At 74.0% G+C, this 23905-nt stretch carries 13 protein-coding genes and 1 pseudogene; 9 read left to right on the forward strand and 5 right to left on the reverse strand.

Annotated elements, in window-relative coordinates:
* Nucleotides 1-98: 98 nt before the first annotated feature.
* Nucleotides 99-1844, forward strand: a complete 1746-nt coding sequence (gene treZ / locus ABZ953_RS18765) for a malto-oligosyltrehalose trehalohydrolase (RefSeq protein ID WP_361724655.1) — start codon at nt 99-101, stop codon at nt 1842-1844.
* Between the two features lie 18 nt (nt 1845-1862).
* Here the strand turns inward: treZ and ABZ953_RS18770 are convergent, their stop codons facing one another.
* From ABZ953_RS18770 to ABZ953_RS18780, 3 genes and pseudogenes are all read right to left on the reverse strand, one after another.
* Complete coding sequence (locus tag ABZ953_RS18770) at nt 1863-2987, reverse strand: aminopeptidase P family protein (RefSeq protein WP_361724658.1); 1125 nt, start codon at nt 2985-2987, stop codon at nt 1863-1865.
* A gap of 109 nt (nt 2988-3096) precedes the next feature.
* Nucleotides 3097-3811, reverse strand: a pseudogene (locus ABZ953_RS18775) (PDZ domain-containing protein).
* A gap of 49 nt (nt 3812-3860) precedes the next feature.
* Nucleotides 3861-4730, reverse strand: a complete 870-nt coding sequence (locus ABZ953_RS18780; RefSeq protein WP_361724661.1) for a LysR family transcriptional regulator — start codon at nt 4728-4730, stop codon at nt 3861-3863.
* Nucleotides 4731-4824: 94 nt separating this feature from the next.
* Here ABZ953_RS18780 and ABZ953_RS18785 point away from each other — a divergent pair, with 94 nt between their 5' ends.
* Entirely contained in the window at nt 4825-5574 is a 750-nt protein-coding gene (locus ABZ953_RS18785; protein ID WP_361724664.1) for a hypothetical protein, read from the forward strand.
* 17 nt (nt 5575-5591) lie between these two features.
* Here the strand turns inward: ABZ953_RS18785 and phsA are convergent, their stop codons facing one another.
* Both phsA and cyc2 read right to left on the reverse strand, forming a co-directional pair.
* Nucleotides 5592-7529, reverse strand: a complete 1938-nt coding sequence (phsA, locus tag ABZ953_RS18790) for an O-aminophenol oxidase PhsA (protein WP_361724667.1) — start codon at nt 7527-7529, stop codon at nt 5592-5594.
* A gap of 141 nt (nt 7530-7670) precedes the next feature.
* Nucleotides 7671-9860: a germacradienol/geosmin synthase Cyc2 gene (cyc2, locus tag ABZ953_RS18795; RefSeq protein WP_361724670.1), complete on the reverse strand. Its 2190-nt coding sequence runs from the start codon at nt 9858-9860 to the stop codon at nt 7671-7673.
* Between the two features lie 263 nt (nt 9861-10123).
* Between cyc2 and ABZ953_RS18800 the strand changes: the two genes are divergently transcribed.
* Genes ABZ953_RS18800 through ABZ953_RS18830 form a run of 7 tightly spaced genes read left to right on the forward strand, consistent with a single transcriptional unit; the run spans nt 10124 to nt 23900 of the window.
* Nucleotides 10124-10594 carry a hypothetical protein gene (locus tag ABZ953_RS18800; RefSeq protein ID WP_361724672.1) on the forward strand — a complete coding sequence of 157 codons (471 nt, stop codon included), beginning with the start codon at nt 10124-10126 and terminating at the stop codon, nt 10592-10594.
* A 52-nt stretch (nt 10595-10646) separates the two neighbouring features.
* Nucleotides 10647-12962 carry a hypothetical protein gene (locus ABZ953_RS18805; protein ID WP_361724675.1) on the forward strand — a complete coding sequence of 772 codons (2316 nt, stop codon included), beginning with the start codon at nt 10647-10649 and terminating at the stop codon, nt 12960-12962.
* On the forward strand, nt 12935-18931 hold the full coding sequence (locus tag ABZ953_RS18810; protein ID WP_361724678.1) for a CHAT domain-containing protein: 5997 nt from the start codon (nt 12935-12937) through the stop codon (nt 18929-18931). Before ABZ953_RS18805 ends, ABZ953_RS18810 begins: the two co-directional genes overlap by 28 nt.
* A complete protein-coding gene (locus tag ABZ953_RS18815; protein WP_361724681.1) occupies nt 18928-19290 on the forward strand; it encodes a hypothetical protein in 363 nt (120 codons plus the stop codon). Before ABZ953_RS18810 ends, ABZ953_RS18815 begins: the two co-directional genes overlap by 4 nt.
* Nucleotides 19283-19723 (forward strand): nucleotide exchange factor GrpE, encoded by a 441-nt coding sequence (gene grpE, locus ABZ953_RS18820; RefSeq protein WP_361724684.1) that lies wholly within the window; start codon nt 19283-19285, stop codon nt 19721-19723. Before ABZ953_RS18815 ends, grpE begins: the two co-directional genes overlap by 8 nt.
* Nucleotides 19720-21861, forward strand: a complete 2142-nt coding sequence (locus ABZ953_RS18825) for an Hsp70 family protein (protein WP_361724687.1) — start codon at nt 19720-19722, stop codon at nt 21859-21861. Before grpE ends, ABZ953_RS18825 begins: the two co-directional genes overlap by 4 nt.
* On the forward strand, nt 21858-23900 hold the full coding sequence (locus ABZ953_RS18830; RefSeq protein ID WP_361724690.1) for an Hsp70 family protein: 2043 nt from the start codon (nt 21858-21860) through the stop codon (nt 23898-23900). Before ABZ953_RS18825 ends, ABZ953_RS18830 begins: the two co-directional genes overlap by 4 nt.
* Nucleotides 23901-23905: the final 5 nt, after the last annotated feature.

Below are 23905 nucleotides of genomic sequence, written 5' to 3' on the forward strand. Positions count from 1 at the left end.
CCCCCTACGGGCAGAGGGTTTCTGACGCACCATGGGTCACACCATGCGTCACACCATGGGACGCATGGTGTCGGACAGCGGACGAAGGGGAACCGTCGGTGAGGTTCGAGGTGTGGGCGCCGGAGGCCGAGCGGGTCGAATTGGAGTGCGCGGGCAGCACGCGCGCCCTTGAGCGCGACGCGGACCGCGCGGGGTGGTGGTCGGGTGACGCGGCGGCCGAGGACGGGGCGCGGTACGGCTTCTCGGTGGACGGGGGCCCTGTCCTGCCCGACCCGCGCTCGCGGCGCCAGCCGGACGGCCCCGACGGGCTGAGCGCCGTCGTCGACCACGACCGGTACGCGTGGCGGACGCCCTGGGCTGGGCGCGGGGTGCGGGACGCGGTCCTGTACGAGCTGCATGTGGGGACGTACACACGCGAGGGCACGCTGGACGCGGCGGCGGGCCGGCTCGGGCACCTCGCCCGGCTCGGTGTGACGCATGTGGAGTTGATGCCGCTGTGCCCCTTCCCCGGCCGGCACGGCTGGGGGTACGAGGGGGTCTCGCTGTGGGCGGTGCACGAACCGTACGGCGGGCCCGAGGCGTTGAAGCGATTTGTCGACGCGGCCCACGCGCACGGGCTCGGCGTCGTCCTGGACGTCGTCCACAACCACCTCGGCCCCTCCGGCAACCACCTGCCGGCCTTCGGCCCCTACTTCACGGAGACGCACCAGACGCCCTGGGGCGCGGCGGTCAACCTGGACGCGCCAGGATCCGACGAGGTGCGCGCGTATCTGCTCGGCAGCGCGCGGGCCTGGCTGCGCGACTACCGCATCGACGGTCTGCGGCTCGACGCGGTGCACGCGCTGCGGGACACGCGCGCGCTGCACTTCCTGGAGGAACTCTCCGCGGCCGTCGACTCCCTGGCCGACGAGCTCGGCAGGCCGCTCTCCCTGATCGCCGAGTCCGACCTCGGCGACCCGCGGACCGTCACCCCGCGCGCGAGCGGCGGACTCGGCCTGCACGCGCAGTGGAACGACGACTTCCACCACGCCCTGCACACCGCGCTCACCGGCGAGGCGCAGGGGTACTACGAAGACTTCGCGCAGGCCCCGCTTGCCGCGCTCGCCAAGACGCTGACCAGCGGGTTCTTCCACGACGGGACGTACTCGACGTTCCGTGGGCGCGCCCACGGCCGCCCGGTGGACCGGGCGCGGACGCCCGCGTACCGCTTCCTGGGCTACACCCAGACCCACGACCAGGTCGGCAACCGCGCACAGGGGGACCGGCTCTCGGCCGCCCTCTCCCCCGGCCTGCTCGCCTGCGCGGCCGCGCTCGCCCTCACGGGCCCCTTCACACCGATGCTGTTCATGGGCGAGGAGTGGGGCGCCTCCACGCCCTGGCAGTTCTTCACGGACCACACCGACCCCGCGCTCGCCGAGGCCGTACGCCGGGGCAGGCGCCGGGAGTTCGCGGCGCACGGGTGGGCCGAGGAGGACATCCCCGACCCGCAGGACCACGGCACCCGTGACCGGTCCTGCCTCGACTGGTCCGAACCCTCGGACGGCCACCACGCGCGGCTGCTCGCCTGGTACCGCGACCTGATCGGCCTGCGGCGCACCCGCGGCGACCTGACGGACCCGGATCTGGCGGCGGTGCGGGTGGCCTACGACGAGGGCGCCCGCTGGTTCGCGTTCCGCCGCGGGGACCTGCGGATCGCGGTGAACCTCGGCAAGGAACCCGTCGCCGTACCGCTGGACGGCCGCCACGCGCGCGTGCTCGCCGCGTGGGAGCCGGTCCCCGCGCCCGGCCCGGACGGCGGGGTGCGCCTGCCCGCGGAGTCGTGCGTGATCCTGGACGCGGCCTAGGCGCCTGTCATGGGCTGGTCAGTCGACGATCGCCATCTCGCGGGCGGTGGTGTTCAGCCGTCGGCCGCCCTCCTCGGTGACCGTCACGATGTCCTCGATGCGCACTCCGAAGCGGCCCGGCAGATAGATGCCGGGCTCCACGGAGAAGCACATGCCCGGCACCAGCGGCTGCTCCTCGCCCTCGATCATGTACGGCGGTTCGTGGGTGGTGACGCCGATGCCGTGCCCTGTGCGGTGGATGAACCGCTCGCCGTAGCCGAACTCGGTGATCACGGCGCGGGCCGCGCGGTCGATGTCCTGGCAGGCGGCGCCGGGCCGCACCGCCGCGCAGCCCGCTGCCTGCGCCTCGCGCACCACGTCGTGGACCCGCTGCTCCTCGGCGGTCGGCTCGCCGACGTGGACGGTGCGGGAGGTGTCCGAGCCGTAGCCGTGCAGCAGGCCGCCGAAGTCGAGGACGACCATGTCGCCGTGGTCGATGACGCGGTCGCCCGCCTCGTGGTGCGGGTTGGCGCCGTTGGGGCCCGAGCCGACGACGGTGAAGTCGACCTGGGAGTGCCCGAACTGCCGCAGCAGGTCCGCGAGATCGGCGGCGACGTCCGTCTCCCTGCGGCCCGCGAAGGGGACCTTCTGGATCTCCTCGTACGTCGCGTCGGCCGCCGCGCCCGCCGCCGCGAGGCGCTCCAGTTCGGCGGCGTCCTTGACGGCACGGAGCATCGGCAGTCCCTCGGTGAGGGACACGTACGACGTGCCGGGCAACGCCTTCTGGAAGCCGAGCAGATGCATCGCCCAGCCGTTGTCGCTCACTCCGAAGCGGCCGGACACGTCAAGGAGCGGGGCGGTGACGGCGTACGGGTCCTTGCCGTCGGTCCAGTCCCGCAGGGTGAGCGCGGGCGCCCCCGCGGCGTGCGCGGCGTCCGGCGCCTCCAGGGTGGGCACGACGAGGACCGGGTCCTGCCCGGCCGCGAGCACCAGGACCGTCAGGCGCTCGGTCGCCGCGGTCGGCTGATAGCCGGTGAGCCACACGAGGTCGGGTCCCGGGGCGACGAGGACGCCCGCCAGGCCCGCTTCGGCGGCCGCGGCGGCGGCGCGCTCCATACGGGCCTTGTAGTCGTCGGCGGTGAAAGGCGCGGGCGCGGTGCTCATGAAAGACCTCCTGTTGGCTACGCCTGCATCTTGCCCGCCGCCACGGACGACCGCGAGCCCATAAAAGCGACCGCGGCCCATAAAGGCCCGGGCCCCGGCCGACGCGGCGTCAGGTCACGACCCCCGGCCGCGCCGACAGGATCTGGCGGCCGCCCTGCCGATGGCGCACCGTCAGCGTCACGGGCCTGCCGGGGCGCGCCGCGGCGACCACCGAGGCCAGCTCGGCCGCCGAGTCGACACGCGCCTTGCCGAACATCAACAGGGTGTCCCCGCGCACCAGTCCTGCGGTGTATCCGGGGCCGGGGGATGTGCACGCCGACCAGCAACGCGCCCGCGCCCGCCGGGGCGTCGACGGCCTCGATGCCGAGGGTGGCGGCCCTGGCCCGGGCCGCGGGCGGACGCGGCTCCGGTTTCGGCGCGAGGGCGGGGGCCGGTGCGGGGGCCGGTGCGGGGGCGGGTATGGGGGCGGCGGGTGGCTTGGGTCCGGGGGCGGGGGCGCCGGGTCCGGGAGGGGGTGCGCCCGGTCCGGGAAAGGGGGCGCCCGGTCCGGGAAAGGGGGCGCCGGGTCCCTGTGCTGCCTTCCGCATGTCGGCCAGCTTGCTCATGCCGATGACGGTGGCGCTCACCGTGCCGAGCCCCACGCCGCAGAGCACCAGGGCCGCCGCGCACACCACTCCGGCCAGCAGGGGCACGAGGCGCCGCCCCCGGCGCCGGGCGGCATGCGGCCTGTGGCCCTTCCTGGGTTGCCCCCCGGGGGCCGGGCCCGGGTTCTGGCCGGGGTACTGGCCCGGCATCGGCTTGGGACGCAACGTGGTCTGATCCATGGCTCGCCTCCGGCCACAGCTCTACCCGGAGCGACCCGGCGGCGACGCCTCACGAACGGGTGACGTCCAGCTGTGCGGCCAGTACCGCCGCGGGCCCGCGCAGGGCGCCCGCGTGGAGCAGTTCCGTGCGGTGGACGACGCGGGGCGCCGTCAGGGGCACGGCGACGGTCCCCCGCGCCTCGTCGGCCACCGTGCGTGGCAGCAGGGCGAGGCCGTGGCCCGAGGCGACCAGTGAGGCCAGGGTGCGCAGGTCCGTACCGTCGTAGCGCAGCGCGGGCCGGAAGCCCGATATGCCGTTGGCCGCGCGGAGTTGAGCCAGCGGCAACCCGGTGTCGGGGGCATCCAGCCAGCGGGCGTCGACGAGGTCGCCGAGGCGCAGGCCCGCGCGCCGGGCCAGCGGGTGCCCTTCGGGGAGCAGCACGGCAACGGGCTCCTCCGCGATGCCACAGGCGCTCAGCGGTGCGACGTCGGGCAGGCGCAAGGGGTCCCTCGGGGCGGCGAGCCCGTCGACGAGGCCGAGGTCGGCGGCGCCGGTCGCGACGGCCGCCGGTATCTCCTCGCGGGGCAGCACGGACAGGGTGACGCCCGCCGGGGGCAGCGCCTCGACCGTACGCCGGGTCAGTGCGGTCGGGGCGGCCGCCAGGGTCAGTCCCTGCTCGGGGGCGGCCGCCATGCGGACGACCTCGGCGCGGGCCGCGTCGAGGCGCAGCAGCAGGGCGCCCGCGTGCTCCAGGAGGCGCGCGCCCGCCGGTGTGGGGGCCACGGGGCGGCGGGTCAGCAGGGCGGCGCCGAGGTCCTGTTCCAGGGCGGCGATGTGCTGGGAGACGGCGGACTGGGTGTAGCCGAGCTCGCGGGCGGCATCGGAGAACGAGGCGAGCCTGGCCACTGTCACGTACGTACGCAGGAGGTGCGGGTCCATTCCTCAAGGATCACCCACCCCATCAGAAACGCTTATGGGAGGTGCAGATTTCATCGTTGGACGTGAACGGAGGGGCGCGACCAGGATGAACGGCATGACCCTCGATACAGCACAGAACTCCCCTGTCGCCCGCACCTCGCCCACGGCGCGCATCGCGTTGATCGGTGACCGTTCGCCGAACGTCGTCGCCCACACCCGGGTCCCCCTCCTCCTCGACGCCCTCGCCGCCCAGGACCACCTCGTCCTCGACGCGTACTGGATACCGACCGAGGACGCCGCGGAGCCGGACGCGGTGCGTGGCTTCGACGCCGTGTGGGTGCTGCCGGGCAGTCCCTACCGGAGCGAAGCGGGAGCGCTGGCCGCGATCCGCACGGCCCGCGAGGACGGCGTGCCCTTCCTCGCCACCTGCGGCGGCTTCCAGCACACGCTCCTGGAGTACGCGCGGAACGTCTGCGGTCTGACCGGCATCGCGCACGCCGAGAACGATCCCGACGCCGAGGACCTGCTCATCACGCCGCTCGCCTGCTCCCTCGTCGGCCACGAGGGCACGGTCACGATCACTCCTGGCTCGCTCGCCGAGTCGGTGCTCGGCGCCACCCGGAGCGTCGAGCGCTACCACTGCTCCTACGGTCCGAGCGCCCACCTCGACACGCTGCGCGCGCACGGGCTGCGCTTCACGGGCACGGACGAGGAGGGCCAGGTCCGGGTGGCCGAGCTCCCCGGCCACCCCTTCTTCCTGGCCTCCCTCTTCCAGCCCGAACTGGCCAGCGACGGCTCGCAGCCGCACCCCATGGTGCGAGCGCTGGCCCAAGCCGCCGTGCGGCACGCCGGAGTGGCCGCCTAGGCCGTCCGTCGAGGCCGCTACGCCGCGTGGTCCCCGTGCCCGCCGCCGTGCCCCGCGCCGTGGTCGAACTTCAGGGCCTCCTTCGGCATCACGACGAAGGGCCGCATCATGCCCATGTCCTCGTGCTCCAAGAGGTGGCAGTGGTACATGAAGCGGCCGTACGCTCCGTCGAACTTGCCCATGACGCGCAGGAGTTGACCTCCGGGGACCCGGAAGACGTCCTTCCAGCCTCGCTCGTTCGGCGCCAGGGGGACCGGCCTTCGCGGGTCGACGGTGACCGGGGTGCGGGTGCCGCCGATGGTGACGTCGAAGCCAGAGACGTCATATGTGTCCCGGCCGAGCAGCTGGAAGTCCGCCAGGTGGATGTGCATGGGGTGGAGCACCGGCGGGTTCACAGCGAGGTTCAGGAAGCTCCACTGTTCGTGGCTCCCCTCGGCGATGTTGATGCCGAGGCCGTCGTTGAAGGTGCGGGCCGTCCGGCGATACGTCTTCACCTTGCCGTCCTCGCCGCGCAGCTGGATGATCCCCTCGGTCGGGACCTGGATGTCGCCCGGCTTCTCGACCTCGGTCATCTCCCAGATCTCCGGGTGCCCGCCGCCGCCCTTGGTGGCGGGCGGGGTCAGCACGATCAGGCGGTGGCCGTGCTCGATGTCGTGCGTGATCGGGCGGAACGAGCCGGAGAGGACCTCCGGCAGTTCGAAGGTGTCGGGCTCGGCGCACTCCCCCACCCGGAACTCCATGACCTGCGGATAGCGCACGTCGTTCGCCACGTCGGGCACGCCGGGCGCCTGGGCGCGGCCCTTGTTGACCAGGCGCAGCCGCTGACCGGCGAGACCCCTGAAGTCGATGAGGAGGTCCATGCGCTCGGCCGGCGCGACGGTGAGCGTCGGCAGCGCCCCTTCGAAGTCGACCGGCACGGGGCGCGGCAGGAGCCCGCCGTCACTGCCGATCTGGTGGAGGACGCCCCGCACGGGGTTGTTGTCCTCGTCGACGAGGACCAGGTCGTAGATGCGGGCGTTCGACGCGTTGACCAGGCGGAAGCGGTACCAAGCCGCTTCCACGTCGGCGTACGGCCAGATGCGGCCGTTTACCGTGGTGTACGGGCCCGTGAAGGGCAGCGAGACCGGCTTGCCCGTCTCGGGGTTCTTCGGGTCGATGACGGTGACCTTGTGCAGCAGGCGGCCGTTCAGCCGGCCGTCGCCCTCGTCCGTGTCGAGGTTCCGGTCGGCGAGGAGCAGCGGGATCTCCCGCTCCCCGCACGGGAGTTGGAGGGCGTCCTCCTCGTCGTCCCGGACCAGATAGGTGCCGTACAGGCCCGCCATCACGTTCCACCGGGTGATGTTCATGGCGTGGTCGTGGTACCACCACTGGACCGCCTGGTGGTCGTTCGGATACTCGGAGAGCTGGGCGTCGCCGTGCCCCACGGCGTTGTCCGCCCAGCCGTCGTTGCCGCCGCCCGTCTGGGCGCCGTGCAGATGCGTCACGGACCAGGCGGGGAGCGCCGCCACGTCCTTGTTCGGCTCGACGCCCGCGCGGCCGGGCACGGTGCTGGGCGGCGGGTCCCTCCGCGGGTCGCCGAGCGGGACCTCGACCGCCGTGACGGGAAACTCGCCCTCCGGAATGCGGTTGGTCCAGGCGATGCGGATCCGCTGCCCGCGCCGCACCTCGATGGTGGGGCCCGGCACGGAGCCGTCATACCCCCACATCAGGGTCGGCGGCAGTTGCGGGTGCAGCCGCACCCAGGTCGGCCGCAGCGCGATCTCCGTCTCTTCACGCACGTCCGCGGAGTCGGGACGCAGCACGGGCGGGACGGTCAACGGCGCCACGAACGGCGCCAGTTCACCCGCCGCGCGCGGCCGCCCCGCTACCGCCTTCGTTCCCTCTGCTCCCTCCGCGCCCTGTGCTCCGGCGTCGTCCACCGGCTGTTCCGCGATGCGCTCAAAGATGTCGGTCATGATTCGAACACCCCCGTGTTCATCCCCCGTGTCGCGGCCCCTCAGAAGCCGCCTTCACTTCAAAGGACTCCCGGCGCCCCGGCGAAGTTCCGCGAATCCTGCATTCCGGATGAATCAACCCGAACGAGACCTTCCACTACGTCAGCGCGGACCGGCGATCGAGGCGGCGATCGAGGGCACCTCGCCTGGCACCCTCGGCACCATGTCGGGCACGAAACCATGGGTCCGCCTCGCCAGGTCATCGGCGCCGTAACGGTGGCATTTCCGGTGCCAGTTGAGGATGCTCGCCATCCAGTCCTGCAGGGCGATGACGTGCTGTCCCATGACCGCGCGCACGTCCGGTGAGAGTTCCAGGTCGTCGTACAGGTCGGGAAGTTCGTGCGCGGCCACGTGCTGGAACTGCTCCATGCGCCGCGTCATCAGATCGTCGATGACATGGAGCGCGGCCGGGTAGTCGCAGCCGAAGAAGTTCTGCACGACGAGGACGCCGTTGTGCAACTCCCCCTCGTACTCGATCTCCTTCTGGTACGAGAAGACGTCGTTGACCAGCATCGCGTAGTCGACGGCGGAGTTCTCCAAGGAGCGCACGGGGCCGCTCCGCGCGACCTCCGGCGGCACGTTCGAGCCCTGGTTGATCCGCGCCAGGACGCGGTCGAAGTCGGCGCCGAAGGTGATGCGGCGCATCTCCAGATAGTCCACGGGGTCGGGGATGCGGTTCTGGAACTGATTGGCCAGCTCCCACAGCCAGCTCTCCGTCATCTTGTCGATGTTCGCGCGGAGCGTGCCGCGCGCCTCCCGCGACATCCCCTCGGCCGTGCGCCGCCACAGGTCGGCCAGGCCCCGTTCCAGGGCGTTGACGGGCGGCGGAACCGTTTCGCCGTGGACCGGCATGCAGGCCGAGAGCCGCTCGGTGCACACCTTCGCCGCGCCGAGATCGCGGCGACGGCCGAAGACCAGGGGGTAGTAGTCGTCCGCGTACGTGCCCCAAGCGAGCCACTGCGAACCGAGGTCGAGGACTTCGGGGGTCACCTCCGGAGAGATGCCCGCGGCGCAGAGGGCGAGGTCGCACGCGATCAGCTTGTCCTCGTCCCAGATGCCCTCCCCCAGGATGCCCATCGCGTGTGCCCACCCGGTGAGACGCCGCCGCGAGCCCTCCAGATCGGGGTTCAGGCGCACCTGGAACGGCATGAGGAAGTCCGGCAGCAGCGAGGGCCCCACCTTCTGGAACGGCACAAACGTGAAGGCCCGCACCCGCTCCGCCCCCACCGCCGACAGCAGGGCCCCCACACCGGCCCCCGACGTCCCGAGGCCGGTGGGCCCGGCGAGCGGCGAGGCGTCGAGCGCGCCCTCGTTCATGTACCGGCTGGAGCGCAGATGCCACTCGTGGCCCCCCGACTGCCAGTCCTGCAGACCCCGTGTGTACGCGGTGATCGCCGCGACCTCCGGCGGGGTGAGGCCCTTCTCCAGGGCCAGGGCGGGCACTTCGGTGACCGCCGTGTGCTCGAACTGGTGCAGCCGTGACGTCAGGATGTCGTTGACGGTGTCGGCGGCCGCCTGGGTCGTGCAGCCGAAGAACGTCTCCAGGACCAGCACGCCGTTGCTGAGCTCGCCCTCGTCCTGGACCTCGCGCTGGTACGAGAAGAGGTCGTTGCGCAGGTGGACGGCGTCCGCGAACGTCTCCATGAGGACGCGCAGCGGCCGGGAACCGGCGACGGACGCGGGCACTTCGGCGGTCGCGTACTCGATGAGGCCCGCCGACCAGGGGGCGCCGCCCACCTTGCGGCGCATCTCGATGTACTCGACGGGGTTGGCGATCCGCCCCTCGTCCATGTTGGACAGCTCCCACATCGACTCGTTGAGCAGATGCTCGGTCGACTCCGCGAAGCGGCGGCGCCAGTCCTTGGACATCGCGGGCACCGTGCGCGCCCACAGGTCGGCGAGGCCCGCCTCCACGGGGTTGCGCGCCTCGGGCACGGGGGTCGAGAGGTCCATCGGCATGAAGAGGGGCAAGCGGTCGAGGTGTGCCTTGCCTGCCGACCGGTCGTGGGTGCGCTTGTACATGTCCAGGAAGTGGTCGTCGAAGAAGAAGACCCACACGTACCAGTCGGTGATCAGCGACAGCGCCGGGCCGTCGCAGTCGGGGTGGGTGTACGCGCACAACAGGCCGTAGTCGTGCGCGTCCAGATCGCGCTGCTCCCAGATGCCGGAACCTTCCAGCATGCCCATGCCGCGCGCCCACTGCGCGGAGTGCGCCCGCGCCTCTTCCAGGTGCGGGTTGAGGCGGGCGACGTACGGCATGTAGAAGCGCGGGAGTTCGAACGGTTGCGTCATGTGCCCGGCTCTACCCGGGGCTCTCGACTGCCATCCGTGATGGCGCACATGACCGCACCATTGCGTGAACCCGGGGCGCGCGGGGCAGCGTTGGGGGGCGCGCGGGGGGCGCACGTGGGAGGGGGCGGCGTCCCAGGTCGGCCCGCCCGGCACGAGCCCGGGTACGCGCCCCGGATCCGGCCCACCTAATCACCGGTTTCCCCGCGTACGCACGGCTCACGCCCCTAGGCTGCCGTCCACGCCCCCCGGAAGGAAGCACCTCCATGACCGATGCGCCGCTGCGAGCGGAGCTGCTCCTGGACCGAGAGGTCCCCGAAGACCTGCGCCGGGAGCTGGTCGCTGCGTTCGACGGGCTCGGCGCCGCACCGGTCCGGGTCCGCCGCACCCTCGACCACCGCGGGGCGGCCGACATCCAGTGGATCGTCCTGGTGTCGCTGCCCCTGCAGTCGTTCCTCAGCGGCCTCGGGGCGGAGGCGGTCAAGGACGCGTACGACACGTTCAAGGGTGTCGTACGACGGACGGCGCGTCCGGCAGCGCCCACCGCGGGACCGGCGCGGCCGATCGTGCTGCAGGACGCGGCCACCGGGCTCGACGTCGTACTGGAGCCCGATCTGCCCGCCGAGGCGTACGCGCTGCTCGCCGCGCTCGACCTGGCGGAATTCACGGTGGGACCGCTGCACTTCGACCGCGCCCAGGGACGCTGGCGTTCCGTCCTGGACGAGGCCGCCGGCTGATCCGCCGACGAGAGGACGCGGCGGGCCGTCCGCCGCGGATCGGGGGCTGACTGTGACTGCGCAGACCGCGGGGACGGACCCGAGCACGGACCTGCCCCGCGCCGAACAAGAGTGCGCCGACGGGGAGTCGGCCTTGGCGCGGGGCGCCATCGCGGTGGCGGAGCAGCACTTTTGCGCGGCGCTCGCGATGGCGGGGGTGCGGCCCGCCCCGGGCGCGGGGGGCGACCTCGCCGGAAGCGGAGGGCCCGGCAGCCAAGGCGCCGGGGGCGGCACCACAGGGCAACCTGCTGCCGTGGGCGGCCTCGCCGGGAGTGGGGAAGGCGGAGGGCCCGGCAGCCCGGGCGCGGGGCGCGACCTCGCCGGAAGCGGAGGGCCCGGCAGCCCAGGCGCTGGGGGCGGCGCCACGGGGCGGCCTGCTGCCGTGGGCGGCCTCGCCGGGGGTGGGGGAAGCGAGGGGAGTCGCAGCGGTCCGGGTGCGGAGGGCGTCGCGCGCGTCGGGGCGCGGGCGCTGACCGGTGCGGGGCGTGTGCGGCTCGTCCGCGGGGAGGCCGAGGGCGCCGAGGCCGAGTTCGAGCGGGCCCGCGCCCTGCGACCCGCGGCGTCGGGGCCGTTGCACTGGCTGGGCTGCGCGGCCGCGCACCGCGGTGACCTCGCGGTGGCCGAGCAGCACCTCAGCGCAGCCCTCGCCTGCGCCGTCCCGCACAGCCGCAGCCTCGTCCAGCGTTCCTACGTCCGCGCCCGTGCGGGCGACCGGGCAGCCGCGCTGGGCGACCTGCGCGCCGCCGCCCTGACCGGCCCGCTGGACGACGAGGCCCGCTGGGTCCTGGCAGCCCTCTCCGGCCGCTCCGCGCGCGAGGTGGCCCTACGGCTGCGCCGGGCCGCCGTCTCCGCCCTGGCGGCCCCTGCCGAAAGGTGGGCGCGAGCCGGGGAGCTGGTCGAAGCGGCTCATGGAGTCGACGTCGGTCAGGGGGGCCGCCCGGAGGCCTGGGCCCACACCCCCCTGTACGCCGTCGCCCTGCTGCGCGGCGGGCGGCGCCCGGCTGCCGTCTCGTTGCTCGGGGACGCCGTGCGGCACGACCCCGCAGATCACCGGGTCACCCATACCCTTGCGCTGGCGCTGCTCAACTCCCGTGCGGAACAGCGCGGTTCGGGGTGGGAGCGCTGTGTCGCCGCCTGGGCCGCCGTGCTGCACGACGCCCGCTTCTGGGAACACGTCCTCGCCTCCGCCGCCCGGCGGTACGACGCCGCCGTGGAGCCCGCCCTCGTACCCGCCCTGCGCGCCGGACTGCGCGAGGTCCTCGAACGTCGCATGCCCGGCGAGGACGACGCCGGGACGCGCGTCGCGCCGGGCCCCCTGCTCCAGCGCGAGGCCGACGCCGCGAAGCTGCTCGCGGCGGCCGGGGGCTTTCCGTCCACGGGGCGCGGCGGGGCACCACTTTTCTGCGGCCCGCTGCGCATCGCCGAACTCGGCAGATCCGCGGAGTTCGGCGCCTTCGCCGCCGCACAGGACGCCGAGTCCCCGTACCCCTCCCTCACGTACGCCTTCTCCGAACTCGGCTTCGCGCAGCTCCTGTTGGGGCACGACAAGGCCGCCGAGGCCCTCGCCGCCCTCAGCGAGCTGCGCTGCTCCGACTGCCGGGCGCGCGGCGGCCCAGGCACGGGGGCCGTGTGCGAACCGGGGTGCGCGCGCTTCGACGAGCTGAACCCCGGTTACGCCGGGCTCCCCGACAAGCACCGCAGGCTCGCCCTCGACGCCCGCGGACTGGCCCTGGAGGCGCGACTCAGCATGGGACGCACCGAAATGACGACCGTGCGGCCCGACTTCCGGGCGGCCGCCGCGTACTGGCGCCGCGCCCTTGTGCACAGCAGGGAGCTCGACCGGTACCGCGAGACGCAGACCGCCATCGTCGACATGGCGCTCGGCGCGGCGCGTGCGGCGCACCGCGAGGGGCGGCTGAGCCTCGCGGTGTCCACGCTCGACGCGACGCGCTCCGTGATCGGCGCAAATGAACGGGCCCGCCTCGAAGGGCAGTTGGCGCGCGTCCTGGCCGACCGCGGGATCGCCCTGGCCAACGACGAGGAGACGCCGCTCGACCAGTCGGTCGCCGATCTGCGCCGCTCCGTCGCCTTCAATCCGCATCTGCTGCGGCCCCAGGTCAGCCTCGGGACCGTGCTGCGCAGTCTCGCCGCGGCGCGCTGGAGCTCGGGCAGCCTGTCGGGCGCGCGGGCGACCCTGCGCGAGGCCATCGAGCAACTCACCGCCGCACTCGTGCACTTCCCGGACGATCCCGACCTGGTGGAGCAGCGGGAAGCCGTGGTCGCCGACCTCAACCACGTGATGTGGCAGTCCGACGAGAGCGAGCAGTGACGCCCGTGCTCGCCTACGAGGAACTGCGCATCCGGGTCCGCCGCGTCGGCGCGGCCCGCTACCTGCTGACCGCCAACGGCCCGGCGTGCGCGGCCGAGGTGATCGCGGTCGGCGGGGAGCCCGCGGCGTTCCGCGAGCAGTGGGACCGGCTGATCACGGCGGAGCTCGGGTACGGGCCGTTGGGCGAACAGCACGCCGTGCCCCAGTTACGGACGCTGGGACGTGGCGTGTTCCGGCTGCTGTTCGGTGCGGGAGGGGCGGCGGCGGAGGGGGGCGCCGAGGAGGCCCGAGGAGAGGGCGGGCCCGGGGTCCACGCGGGCGCGCACGTCGGTGTCGACGGAGGCGCGCGCATCGGTGCCGACGTCGGCGCGTGTGTCGAAGCCGCCTTCGACCGCGCCCAGCGGATGCGTCCCTCACGCGGACTGCGGATCCGCTTCGACCTGCCGCCCGAGCTGCGCGACCTCCCCCTGGAGTCGCTGTGCGCGCCGCCCGGCAGCCCGCAGCAGACTCTCGCCCTCAACCACGGCTACTCACTGGTCCGTTCGCTGCCCGGCGGCCCCTTGGGGCAACGGCTTCCCGAGCCCGCGGACGAGCCCAGCGTGATCCGCCTCCTCGTGGCCTGCGCGTCACCCCGGGGCCTCACCGCGCTGCGGGCCGCCCAGGAGGTGGCCGCGCTGCGCCAGGACCTTCCCGAAGTGGCCGTACAGCTCACGGTGTTGGAGCGGGCGACGCGCGCGAGCCTCGACGCGGCGCTCGGCGCGCACCCCGAACTGCCCACGGCCGTCCTGCTGATCGCGCACGGGTCGTACGACGAGGAGCTCGGCAAGGGCGTGGTGGCCCTGGAGACGGAGGGCGGCGGCATCGACCGGGTGCCCGCGGATCTGCTCAGCGCGACCCTGCTGAACGCACGGCGGCTCAGGCTCGTCGCGCTCAACCTCTGTTCCAGCGCGGACAGTTCGCACCTCGAACCCTTCTCGGGGCTCGCGCAGGCCCTGATCGGTGGTGGGGTGCCCGCCGTGGTGGCGATGCGGGGGCGGGTCAGCGATGGCGCGGCGGGCACGTTCAGCCCCGAGCTCCTCAAGGGCATCGCGGCCAACAAGACCGTCGACGAGGCGATGGCCGCGGCGCGGCTGCGCATCTACCACCAGCCGGAGCACACGGCCGTGGAGTGGGCGACCCCCGCGCTGTTCCTGCACGAGGAGTGCCGACAGGGCTGGCTGTTCAAGGCGCGCGAGGTGCGGGACGAGGAGTTCGGGGCGGGTGCGGTGGCGGATCCGCTGCGCGAGGGCGCGGACGCGCTGCGCACCTTCCAGAGCCCCGTCGGACACGTCGGCTCGGCGGCCCTGATCGGCGCGGCCCGCTTCCAGCGCGACCTGGGGCACTGGGAGCAGGTGCAGCGGATCCTCCGTACGCCGACCCAGAGTTACGCCGACGAGCAGCGGCGGATGCGGGCCGAAGCGGCCTTCGAGCAGGCCTGGCCCGAGCTGGAGAAGCTGTGCGGTCTGCTCGCCGCGGAGCGCGACGCGGCGGGCGCCGTGGCGCAGCTCTCCGTGGTACGGGAGCGGCTGCCGGGTGCGGTGCCCGGCGCGCTCGAGGCGGAGGTGGACGAGCTGCGGCGGCTCGCCGCGCTCGTCGAGGAGGCGCGGGCCGCGGAGGCGACGGCCGACTGGAAGACGGCGATCGACCGCTACGAAGAGGCGCTCGCGGCCCGGCCCGGCGGGCTGCGGGACGTCGCCGAACGGCTCGCGGCGGCGCGCGACGAGTTGCATGTGACCCTGACCTGCGAGTCCGCCGAGCGGGCGCGGCACGTGGGCGATTGGGATACGGCGGCTCGGGCGTACGCCGCCGTCCTGGCGCTGCGTCCGGGCCACGGGACGGCCACGGCGTGGGTCTCCTACGTGGCCGGGCGGACCGCCGAGACGAGCGAGGACTGGCGGGCGGCGGAGTCCGCGTACGCCGCCTGCGCGGGGCTCGATGACGCGGTGGCGCGGGCGGCGTACGCGCGGGGGCGGGCGGCCGCGGAGGCCGGGGACTGGGCGTCGGCACGGGACGCCTTCGCGCGGGGCGGGCCCGACTGCCGCCCCTGGACCGGCTACTGCGCGGGGCGGGCGGCCGACGCGGCGGGGCTGTGGGTCGCGGCGGCGGAGGGGTACGCGGCGGCCGACGGCTTCCAGGACAGTGCGGTGCGCCTGTTGTACGTACGGGGCAGGGGCGCGGCGGACGCGGGCCGCTTCGCCGAGGCCCTGACGGATCTGTCGGCGGCGGCCGCGCGGGACTGGGACACCGAACCGCACCTCGGCGACCTGCGCCGCCGCGTGTACGAGGCGGCACTGACGGCGGTGGAAGCGGAGCTCTGGCCCGCCGCCCTCTCCCACCTGACGCAGCTTCCGGACGGCTACCGCGCCGCGTGGGCCCTGCGGCGTTACACGGAGGGGCAGTTGGCGGCGGTGGCGGGTGACTGGGGGGCCGCGGCGGAGGCGTTCGGGAAGTGCGCGGCGGCGACGGAGAGCGGTGGCGAGTCGGCCGGTGCCGGGCCTGCGGCCGTGGACCACGCGGAGAACGGCTCCCGGACCCGGGGCGTGGGCGCGCGGCGAGCTGCGAGCGAGGGCGTCGGTGGGGCACCGGGCGGTCCCGGCCGGAGCCGCGAGCGCGGCCAGGCACCGGGCGTGCCCAGCGGTGCACGGGCGCCGGACACACCGAACGGCACCCGCCGACCCGGCCGCCCGTCAACCCCGCCGGGCTGGCACCCGGACCGGGTACCCGCCGACGCGCGCGACCTCTGTGCGTACGCCCGCGGGCGGCTCTGTCAGGCGCAGGGGCTGTGGGACGAGGCGCTCGCGCTGTTCGTGGGGCTGCCGTCCGAGGTGTCCGACGTACCCGACCGGGTGCTGTACTCGCGCGGGCGGGCCGCCGATGCGCGGGAGCAGTGGAACGGCGTCATCAACGGGTTCGGGCGGCTGCCCGACACGTACGCGGACGGCGAGGTGCGTGTCCGGCGGCTGTACGCACGCGCGCGCGTGGCCGCCGACCTGCGGGGCGACTGGTCGGCGGTCCTCAGCCTCCTCACCGGCGTACCGGACGGGGCCCGTGAGGGCGCGGTCGCCGCCCTGCGCCGCAAGGCCGAGGGCCGCCGGGCCGAGGAGAACGGTGACTGGGCGGCGGCCTGCGAGATCTACGGGCGGGCCTTCCCCGACGGCGCCCCGGAACCGCCCGGCACGGCGCCCGACGCCACGCCCGGCCGGTCCCCCGACACCCCGCCCCACGAGCACGAAGCCGCCCACCTCTACCGCTACGCCCTCGCCCGCACCCACGAATCGGCCGGGCAGTGGTCGGCAGCGATCGACGCCTATCGTCAGCTGGGCCGCGGCTGGGCCGACGTCGCGGTCCGTGAGCGGTACGTGCGGGCCCGTCTCGACGAGGAGGCGGCCGGGGACGCCGGGGCGTGGCAGCGGGTCGCCGAGGCCTACGCGGCGCTGGAGTCGGAGGAGGCGTGCGGCGCGGACGCCGCCGCGCGGGGGCGGTACGCGCGCGTGCGGGCCGCCGAGGCCGACGCGGACTGGGCCGGGGTGGCCGCGGAGGCCGACGCCCTTGGCCCGCACCGTGACGCGCCCGCCGTGGCCGCCTACGCCCGCGGCCGTCTCGCCGACGCCCACCAGGAGTGGCAGCAGGCCGCCGACGCCTTCCGGCAGTGTCCGGGGCACCGGGACGCGGACGCCCATCTGGCGTACGCCGAGGGGCGGTTGCTGGAGTTGGCGGGGCGGTGGAGCGCCGCCGTCGCCGCGTACGAGAAGGCGGGCGGGGCCCTGGACCGGGCCGACGTGCGGTGCCGCAGGCTCCGGCGGCTCATCGGGCTGCTGCCCTGGGCGGACGGCCTGACCAGCGCTCCCCTGGTCGCCGATCCCTTCGCCGTGCGGGACCAGGCGTTCCCCTACCTCGCCCTGCGGGACGCGGGCGTCGACCCCGGCGCCTCCATGGACGTGGTGAAGAACGCCTCGTACGCCCTTCTGGAGCGCGGCACCATGTCGTGGCACGAGCGCGTCGCCCTGGAGCGGCTGCGGCTGCCGGGGCGCCGCCTCCAGCTCGACGCGCTGCTCTACCGCTGGCACTCCCCCGACGCCCTGCGCGCCGCCCTCGCCGGGCTCTCGCCGGACGACGGGCCCGGCCTCCTGGACGCCCTGTGCGCGTGCTCGCCGCAGGACGCCCCGCTGCTGCTGCTCCTCGCCAGGGACCGCGAGGCCGCCGCCGCCGAGTGGGAGCGGCGGCTGAAGGAGGCGCCCGGCGACATGGCCGTGGTGCACGGGCTCGCCGCGGCCCGGCTTTGGCAGGCGCAGGAGCTGGAGCAGAGCGGGGCGTGGGAGCACGCGGTGCACGCCTGGGAGTCGGCCCTCGCGTACTGGGCGACGCTGCTCAGCGACGACGAGTACTGGGACGGCTGGCGCGCCGAGCGTGCGGGGGCCTACCGGCGCGACCTGACGCACGACGACATGGCGTCGCTGCGCTGGGAGCTCAGCCAGCACCTGTTCGGGCAGCTGTCGGCCTACGAGCAGCGGCACACCGAACAGGACAGACCCCAACAGGCCGCCGCCTACCAGGCATTGGCGTCACTCCTCGAATCCGAGCTGGGCGGCGCGCGCGTCCTCAAGGACGTGGGAGGCCTGCCGTCCGTGCCGGGCGCGGGCGCCGCGCTGGCCTGCGGGCCGCGCTATCTGCGCCTCCTCGGCCTGCAGGAGCAGCTCGCCGAGCTCACCGCCGCCCTCGACGCGGCCGCCCAGCAGGGCAAGGACCCCGGCGAGTACGCGGTGCGCGAACTGCGGTGGGCCTTCTCGGAGTTGGCGCGGAGTTTCGCACTCTCCGAGGTGCGGAAGTTCGGGGCAGCGCTGCGCTCGCTTCCGGTCTTCCGCACGCTGATCACCCTGCCGGACGACTGCGCGGGGCCCGCCTCGGAGGCGGAGCACACCGGGGCATGCGAACGCTGCCAGGACTTCCTGCGGCGCAACCCCGCGTACGTCCGCCTCCCGCGGCGCCACGCACGCCTGTTGCAGGACGGCGTCGAACTCGCCGTGCACGTACGCCTCGCACTCGCCAGGACGGCCCTGACGCGCGGCGACGGCGGGCTCGACGAGGCGCTGACGCAGTGGGACGAGCTGGTGAAGGTCTCCCGCAACGCGGGGATGCAGGCCCGATCCAAGAAGGCCGTGGTCCGTACCGTGCTCGGCCGGGTCGAGGCGCTCACCGACGAGGAGGGCGTCCAGCTCGGCAGCTGCCTGGACGAAGCGGTCACGCTCGTCGAGTCGGCCATCGGCGTGCTGCTTCCGCTCGACCGCGAGCTGCTCAGCCAACTGAACGCGAAGCTCTCGGCGCTGCTTTCGATGCGTGGCGTGTGGCGCGGCTACACCCGTACCAAGCACGGCATACGCTCCGACATGCGCGGCGCCGAGGCCGACCTGCGCCGGGCCCTCGCCCTCAACCCCGAGTCCAGCCACGCCCGCGACAATCTCGCGCGGGCCCTCGTCTTCACCCTGGACGAGCGGACGCACGTGGTGCCCGCGCGTCTGAAGCTGCTCCACGAGGCGCTCGGCCTCCTCGACGTGGGCCTCGGGCAGGCACTCACGCACCGCTACCGCGAGACGCTCGGCGAGGCCCTCGACGAGATGGAGAAGCTGATCACCCGGCACCTCGGTGTCGAGGGCATGGGCGATCTGATCCGCAGCGACGGCCAGGAGACCCCGCCCGACGACGACGATCTGCCGTCCTGGGCAGCCGAGTTGACCGGCCGGGCGGAGCGGGCCCTGCTCGGCGGCGACCTCCTGTGGGCCCTGCACCATCTGATCCGCGCCACCCGCGCGGAGCCCACCGACAGCCGGATCCGGCGGGCCCTGCTCGGCGCGGCCCAGCGCTGGCTCGCCGAACTCGCCCCTGAAGCCCCCAAGCAGGTACTCGGGAACGAAGAAGGAGGCAGCGTCGCGTGATCGAGGACCCTTCCCCGGACGGGGGCGGACCTTCCCCCTATGACGTGCTCGCCCCGGCGGGGGTCACCCCCTGGACGACCCACAAGGACATGCGGGACGTCTCCTTCGAGCTGCTGGCCCGGCACCTGATGACGCCCGCCACCCAGCAGGCGTGGGACGAGGTGCGCGGGGTGCGCCGCAGGCTGCTCGTCGACCTGCTCCTGTACGACGTGGACCTGGCGGCCGAACTCCCCCTGGCCGCGGCGGACATCGACCGGGAGCTGACAGCGGTGAGTACCGAGCAGCCCCCGCCGGACGCCACCCTCCCGGAGGAGGCCATCGCGCGCCTCCTCGACGGCCTGATCCGGTTCGATGTCTGACCCGACGGCCCGGCTCGCCTACGAGCGCTACGAGCACGCCCGCGCGCTGGCCGCCCGCGACGCCGCCCACCGGGCTCTCACCGAGCGCCTTCTGCTGCGCTGCGCCGACGTCCTCGACTCCTTCGACCGGCTCCTCGCGGACGGCGCGGCGAGCGATGTGGAGACGTACCGCACGAGCCTGGCACTGATGGCCGGGCAACTGGAGCGGGACCTGGCCGAGGAAGGACTCGAACGCGTCGGGCTCGTCGGCGAGCGGGCCGAACCGGCCACGCACCACGTCACCGAGGTGCGGGCCGCGCCGCCCGGAACGGACGGCGACGAGGTCCTTGAGATTCTGCAGCGCGGGTATCGATACCGGGGGCAAGTACTGCGCGCCGCCCGGGTGGTCGTCGCCGTCGACGGCGGCACGGAACAAGGGACGGATCGGGAATGAAGGCCATCGGCATCGACCTCGGCACCACCAACAGTGCGGTCGCCGCCCACGATCCGCACCGCGCGGGCATCGCGGTGCTGACCAACAGCAAGGGCGAGCGGCTCACACCGTCCGTCGTCGGCGTCGTGCACCGCGAGGGCAAGGACCAGCCGCTGGTCGGCGAGGACGCGCTGAACTGGGCGGTCAGGCAGCCCAAGGAGACCATCGTCTCCGTGAAGCGCCTGATGGGCCGGGACTTCGCGGACACGTCCGTGGTCAAGGCGCGGGACCGGATGAGCTACGACATCGTGGCGGGCCCGGACGAGGACCCGCGCGCGTACGTGCTGCTCGGCGGGCGCGCGAGGACCCCGGCGGAGATCTCGAGCGTGATCCTGGACAAGCTGGTCAGGGACGCCTCGCGGGTCCTCGGCGAGCCGGTGACGCACGCCGTGATCACCGTGCCCGCCTACTTCAGGGACGCGCAGCGCGCCGCCACGCGCGAGGCCGCCGAGAAGGCGGGCCTGGTCGTGAAGAAGATCGTCGACGAGCCGACGGCCGCCGCGGTCGCCTTCGGCCTGCACAAGCCGGGCGGCGCGCGCAGCCGGGTGCTCGTGTACGACCTGGGCGGCGGCACCTTCGACATCTCGATCCTGAACACGGTCAAGGACCAGGAGGGCAGGAGCCAGTTCCAGGTGCTGCGGGCGGCCGGTGACATCTGGCTGGGCGGCGACGACTTCGACCTGGCGATCGTGGAGCGGATCATCACGTGGATGCGCGAGGAGCACCACGTCGACCCGGCCGGTGACAAGGCGTTCCTCTTCCAGGCGAAGAAGGCGGCCGAGCGCGCCAAGCGGGAGCTGAACGACCTGCCCGAGACGTACATCGTGATCCCGGCCGCGTACCGCAGCGAGAACGGCGTCCTCGACGTCGAGATGAAGCTGACGCGCGGCGAGTTCCAGGCGATGATCGCGCCGCTGGTGTCGCGGACCATGAGCCTGGTGCAGGAGTCCCTGGCCCGCTACGAACTCTCCACGGACGACATCTCCGACGTGCTCCTGGTGGGCGGCGGCACGCTCACACGGCCGGTGTACGAGGCGGTCGAGGCGTTCTTCGGCGCGGACAAGGTCCGCAGGAACATCAACCCCATGGAGTGCGTGGCCTTCGGCGCGGGTGTGCTCGCCGAGACGTTGCGCGGGGTCGAGTGCTCGGACCCGGAGTGCGCCAAGGTCAACGAGTACGGCTCTGACGCCTGCACGGCGTGCGGCCGCAGCCTGGCCGACGGGCGTTCCAAGGGCGACACGGGCCTGTACGAGTCGACGCCGATGGCGATGGGCATCGCCGCGATCAAGGGCGGCCAGCGCGACGTGTTCGTGGAGATCATCGAGGCGGGCTCGCCGTACCCGCTCTCCGAGCCGCGCCAGCGCACCTTCCACGCCACCGACAGCCGCCGCATCAGGGTGCCGGTCTACGAGGGCGACAGCAGGGTGGCGAGCGAGAACCACGAACAGGGCGTGGTCGAGTTCGAGCTGCCGCAGGAGATCGAGGTCAACCGCCAGGTGGACGTCTCCTTCAACTACTCGGCGGACCGGATCATCACGGTGAAGATCTCCGTGCGCGGCACCGACATGACCCTGGAGGCCACGCCCAACCGGGAGAAGCCGCGCACCCCGCCCCCCGAGCCCGTCGAGGAGCTGGACAGCGCCGTGCTGCGCGAACAGCTGGGCTACGCCGAGCGGGAGGCCGACCACTTCGTGAAACGGTACGGGCCCTACATCGAGCCGGTGCAGGCCATGAAGGTGCGCCGCGACATCGAGCAGGCGCAGCGGGCGGCGGCGATGGGCGACAGCGGCGAGTACAAGCGGCTGACCGAGCTGCTGCTCGACGACATGTACCGGCAGTGCGGCCTCGCGAGCCAGTTCCGGCAGGCCGAGCTGGCCTCGGAGGGCGCCCCGCCGGACACGGTCCGGCAGATCAACGAGGCGGTCGAGTACGTCAAGCAGGCCCACCGGCAGGGCAACCGGGTGCAGACCGCCCAGCAGGCCCGCAACCTCGTCAATCTGGTGGCGGTCGCCCAGTCCGAGCGGGCCGTGCCGACGCTCCCCGACAAGCCGGACTACGAGGGCATCCTGCGGTTCGCCGACGAGACGGCGGGCGGATGACGCGGGCTGGGCCGCCCGCCGGGCCCGCGACGGGCGCGGCGCCCGTCAGCCTCGGCATCGACTTCGGCGCCACGGGCATCCGTGCGCTGTTCGCGTCGGGCGGCGGGCCCGGACGGCGCCTGGCGCCGGAGTGGGGCGACGGGCCGTGGCTGCTGTGCGAGCCGTCCGAGGTGGGCGAACTGCCGGTGACCTTCCCGAGCCTCAAGAGCCGCCTGGGCAGCGGCCGTCCGGTCCATCTCGGGGGGAAGCCGGTCGACGCGGACCGGATCGTGGCGCGCCTGCTGCGGTCGGTGCGGGAGCGCGTGGAGTCGGCGGCGCCGGGGCGCGTGACGCAGACCGTGATCAGTGTGCCCGCGCACTTCGGCTCGGCGCAGCGGGCGGCGCTGGCTGACGCGGCGCGCGAGGCGGGCCTGGAACCGACCCGGCTCGTCAGCGACTCCATGGCCGCGGTGATCGGCCACATGACGGACCGGGACAGCGGCACGTGCCTGGTCTACGGCATGGGGTACGAGGGGTTCGAGCTCGGTCTGATCCGCAGTGTGCGCGGCCACTTCCGCTCGCTCGGCTACGAGGGCGGGGCGACGTCGGGGGGGCGCGCGTTCGACGCGGAGACGCTGTCGTCGGCGGTACGGCTGCTGCGGCGGCACCGCGGCGCGGGATCGGTCACCGGGGTCGACGCGGCGGTGTGGCAGGACCTGCGCGCGCGGGGGCAGGAGGCGCGGGAGGCGCTCGGCGCGCCGGAGGGCCCCGGGGCGGCGGTCCTCGACCTGGAGCTCGGCGCCGGGCCCGCCCTGTGGGTACGGTTCGCGCGGCCGGATCTCGACAGCTACCTACAGCGCCACGTGGGGCGCACCCTGGACCGGGCGCGGGCGCTGCTCGACCAGTCGGGGATGACACCCGCGGACGTCGACACGCTGCTGCTCGTGGGCGGCAACACGCTGATGGAGCAGGTGCGTTCGCGGGTCGCCGGGCTCGGCGGGCAGAGCGTTCAGGGCCCGCCCGAGCTCCTGGCCCTGGGTGCCCTGAAGCACGCGGTGCGCCTTGCGGGCGGCGCGTCCTCCTCCGGCCCCGCCGCCCTGGAGGAGGGCCCCCTGGAGCCGGCCGCGTCCGCCCACGACACCCTCTCCGACGCCCCGGCGCTCGCGGCGACGCTGGTGGTGGGCGCGGAGGAGGAGGGCCCTGGGGAGCCGGGAGGCCCGCACGATCCGGGTGGCGTACGGGAGGACACAGGACGGGAGCGCGGCGCGGCGGAGACTGGCGTACGGGAAGGCCGCGGGCGGCACAGTGGCGTACGGGAGAGCGGCGTGCGGCAGGGCGGTGTGCGGCAGGGCGGGGGCGCGGGTGATCCGCGGGCCGTCCGCGACGCGGGCCCCGTACCCGATCCGCGCGTCGCACCGGAGGGCGCCGGGGCCCGTGACCTGGAAGGGGCGCGGCTGCTCCTGCGGCAGGGCAGGTCGCAGGAGGCGGCCACGCTGCTGCGCGAGATCATCGCCGAGGCGCAGGAGCTCCTCGACGCCCTGGACCGCCCCCTGCCCCCGCCCGACCGCAGCTCACCCGCCGCCCCGGCGCTCGACCTCGCGTCGCGGCGCCAACTCGCCCGCGCGCGCGCCCTGTTGTCGCTCGGCAGGTACGACCACGCCGTACAGGCCGCGCACATCGCCTGGACGGACGCGGCGACCCGCCCCGTCGGCGCCGAGGTGCTTGACGCGATGATCGACGTGCACTGCGCGGCCGCCATGGCCGACATGTCGCCCGAACACTTCGTCGCCGCCGAGCAGTGGCTCAACTGCGCGTACAACCACGATCCGACCAATGTGCGCGTGCGCGGCCTGCTCGCCGAACGGACCTTCCGGCACGCCGTGGAACTCGACCGGCGCGGGGAACGGGATGAGGCGATTGAGGCCCTGGGGAAGTGCCTGACATGGGACCCTGAACACGCCGACGCGGATGCGCTGTTGCGGCGATTGAACCGCGACGGCAGGAACCGGCGGGGCAGGGGCGACGTCCTCGGGCAGAGGCCCCTGGACCCGCCTCCGTGAAGCAC

Origin of the sequence: Streptomyces sp. NPDC046465, assembly GCF_040646035.1 — a bacterium.
Classification (GTDB): Bacteria; Actinomycetota; Actinomycetes; order Streptomycetales; family Streptomycetaceae; genus Streptomyces.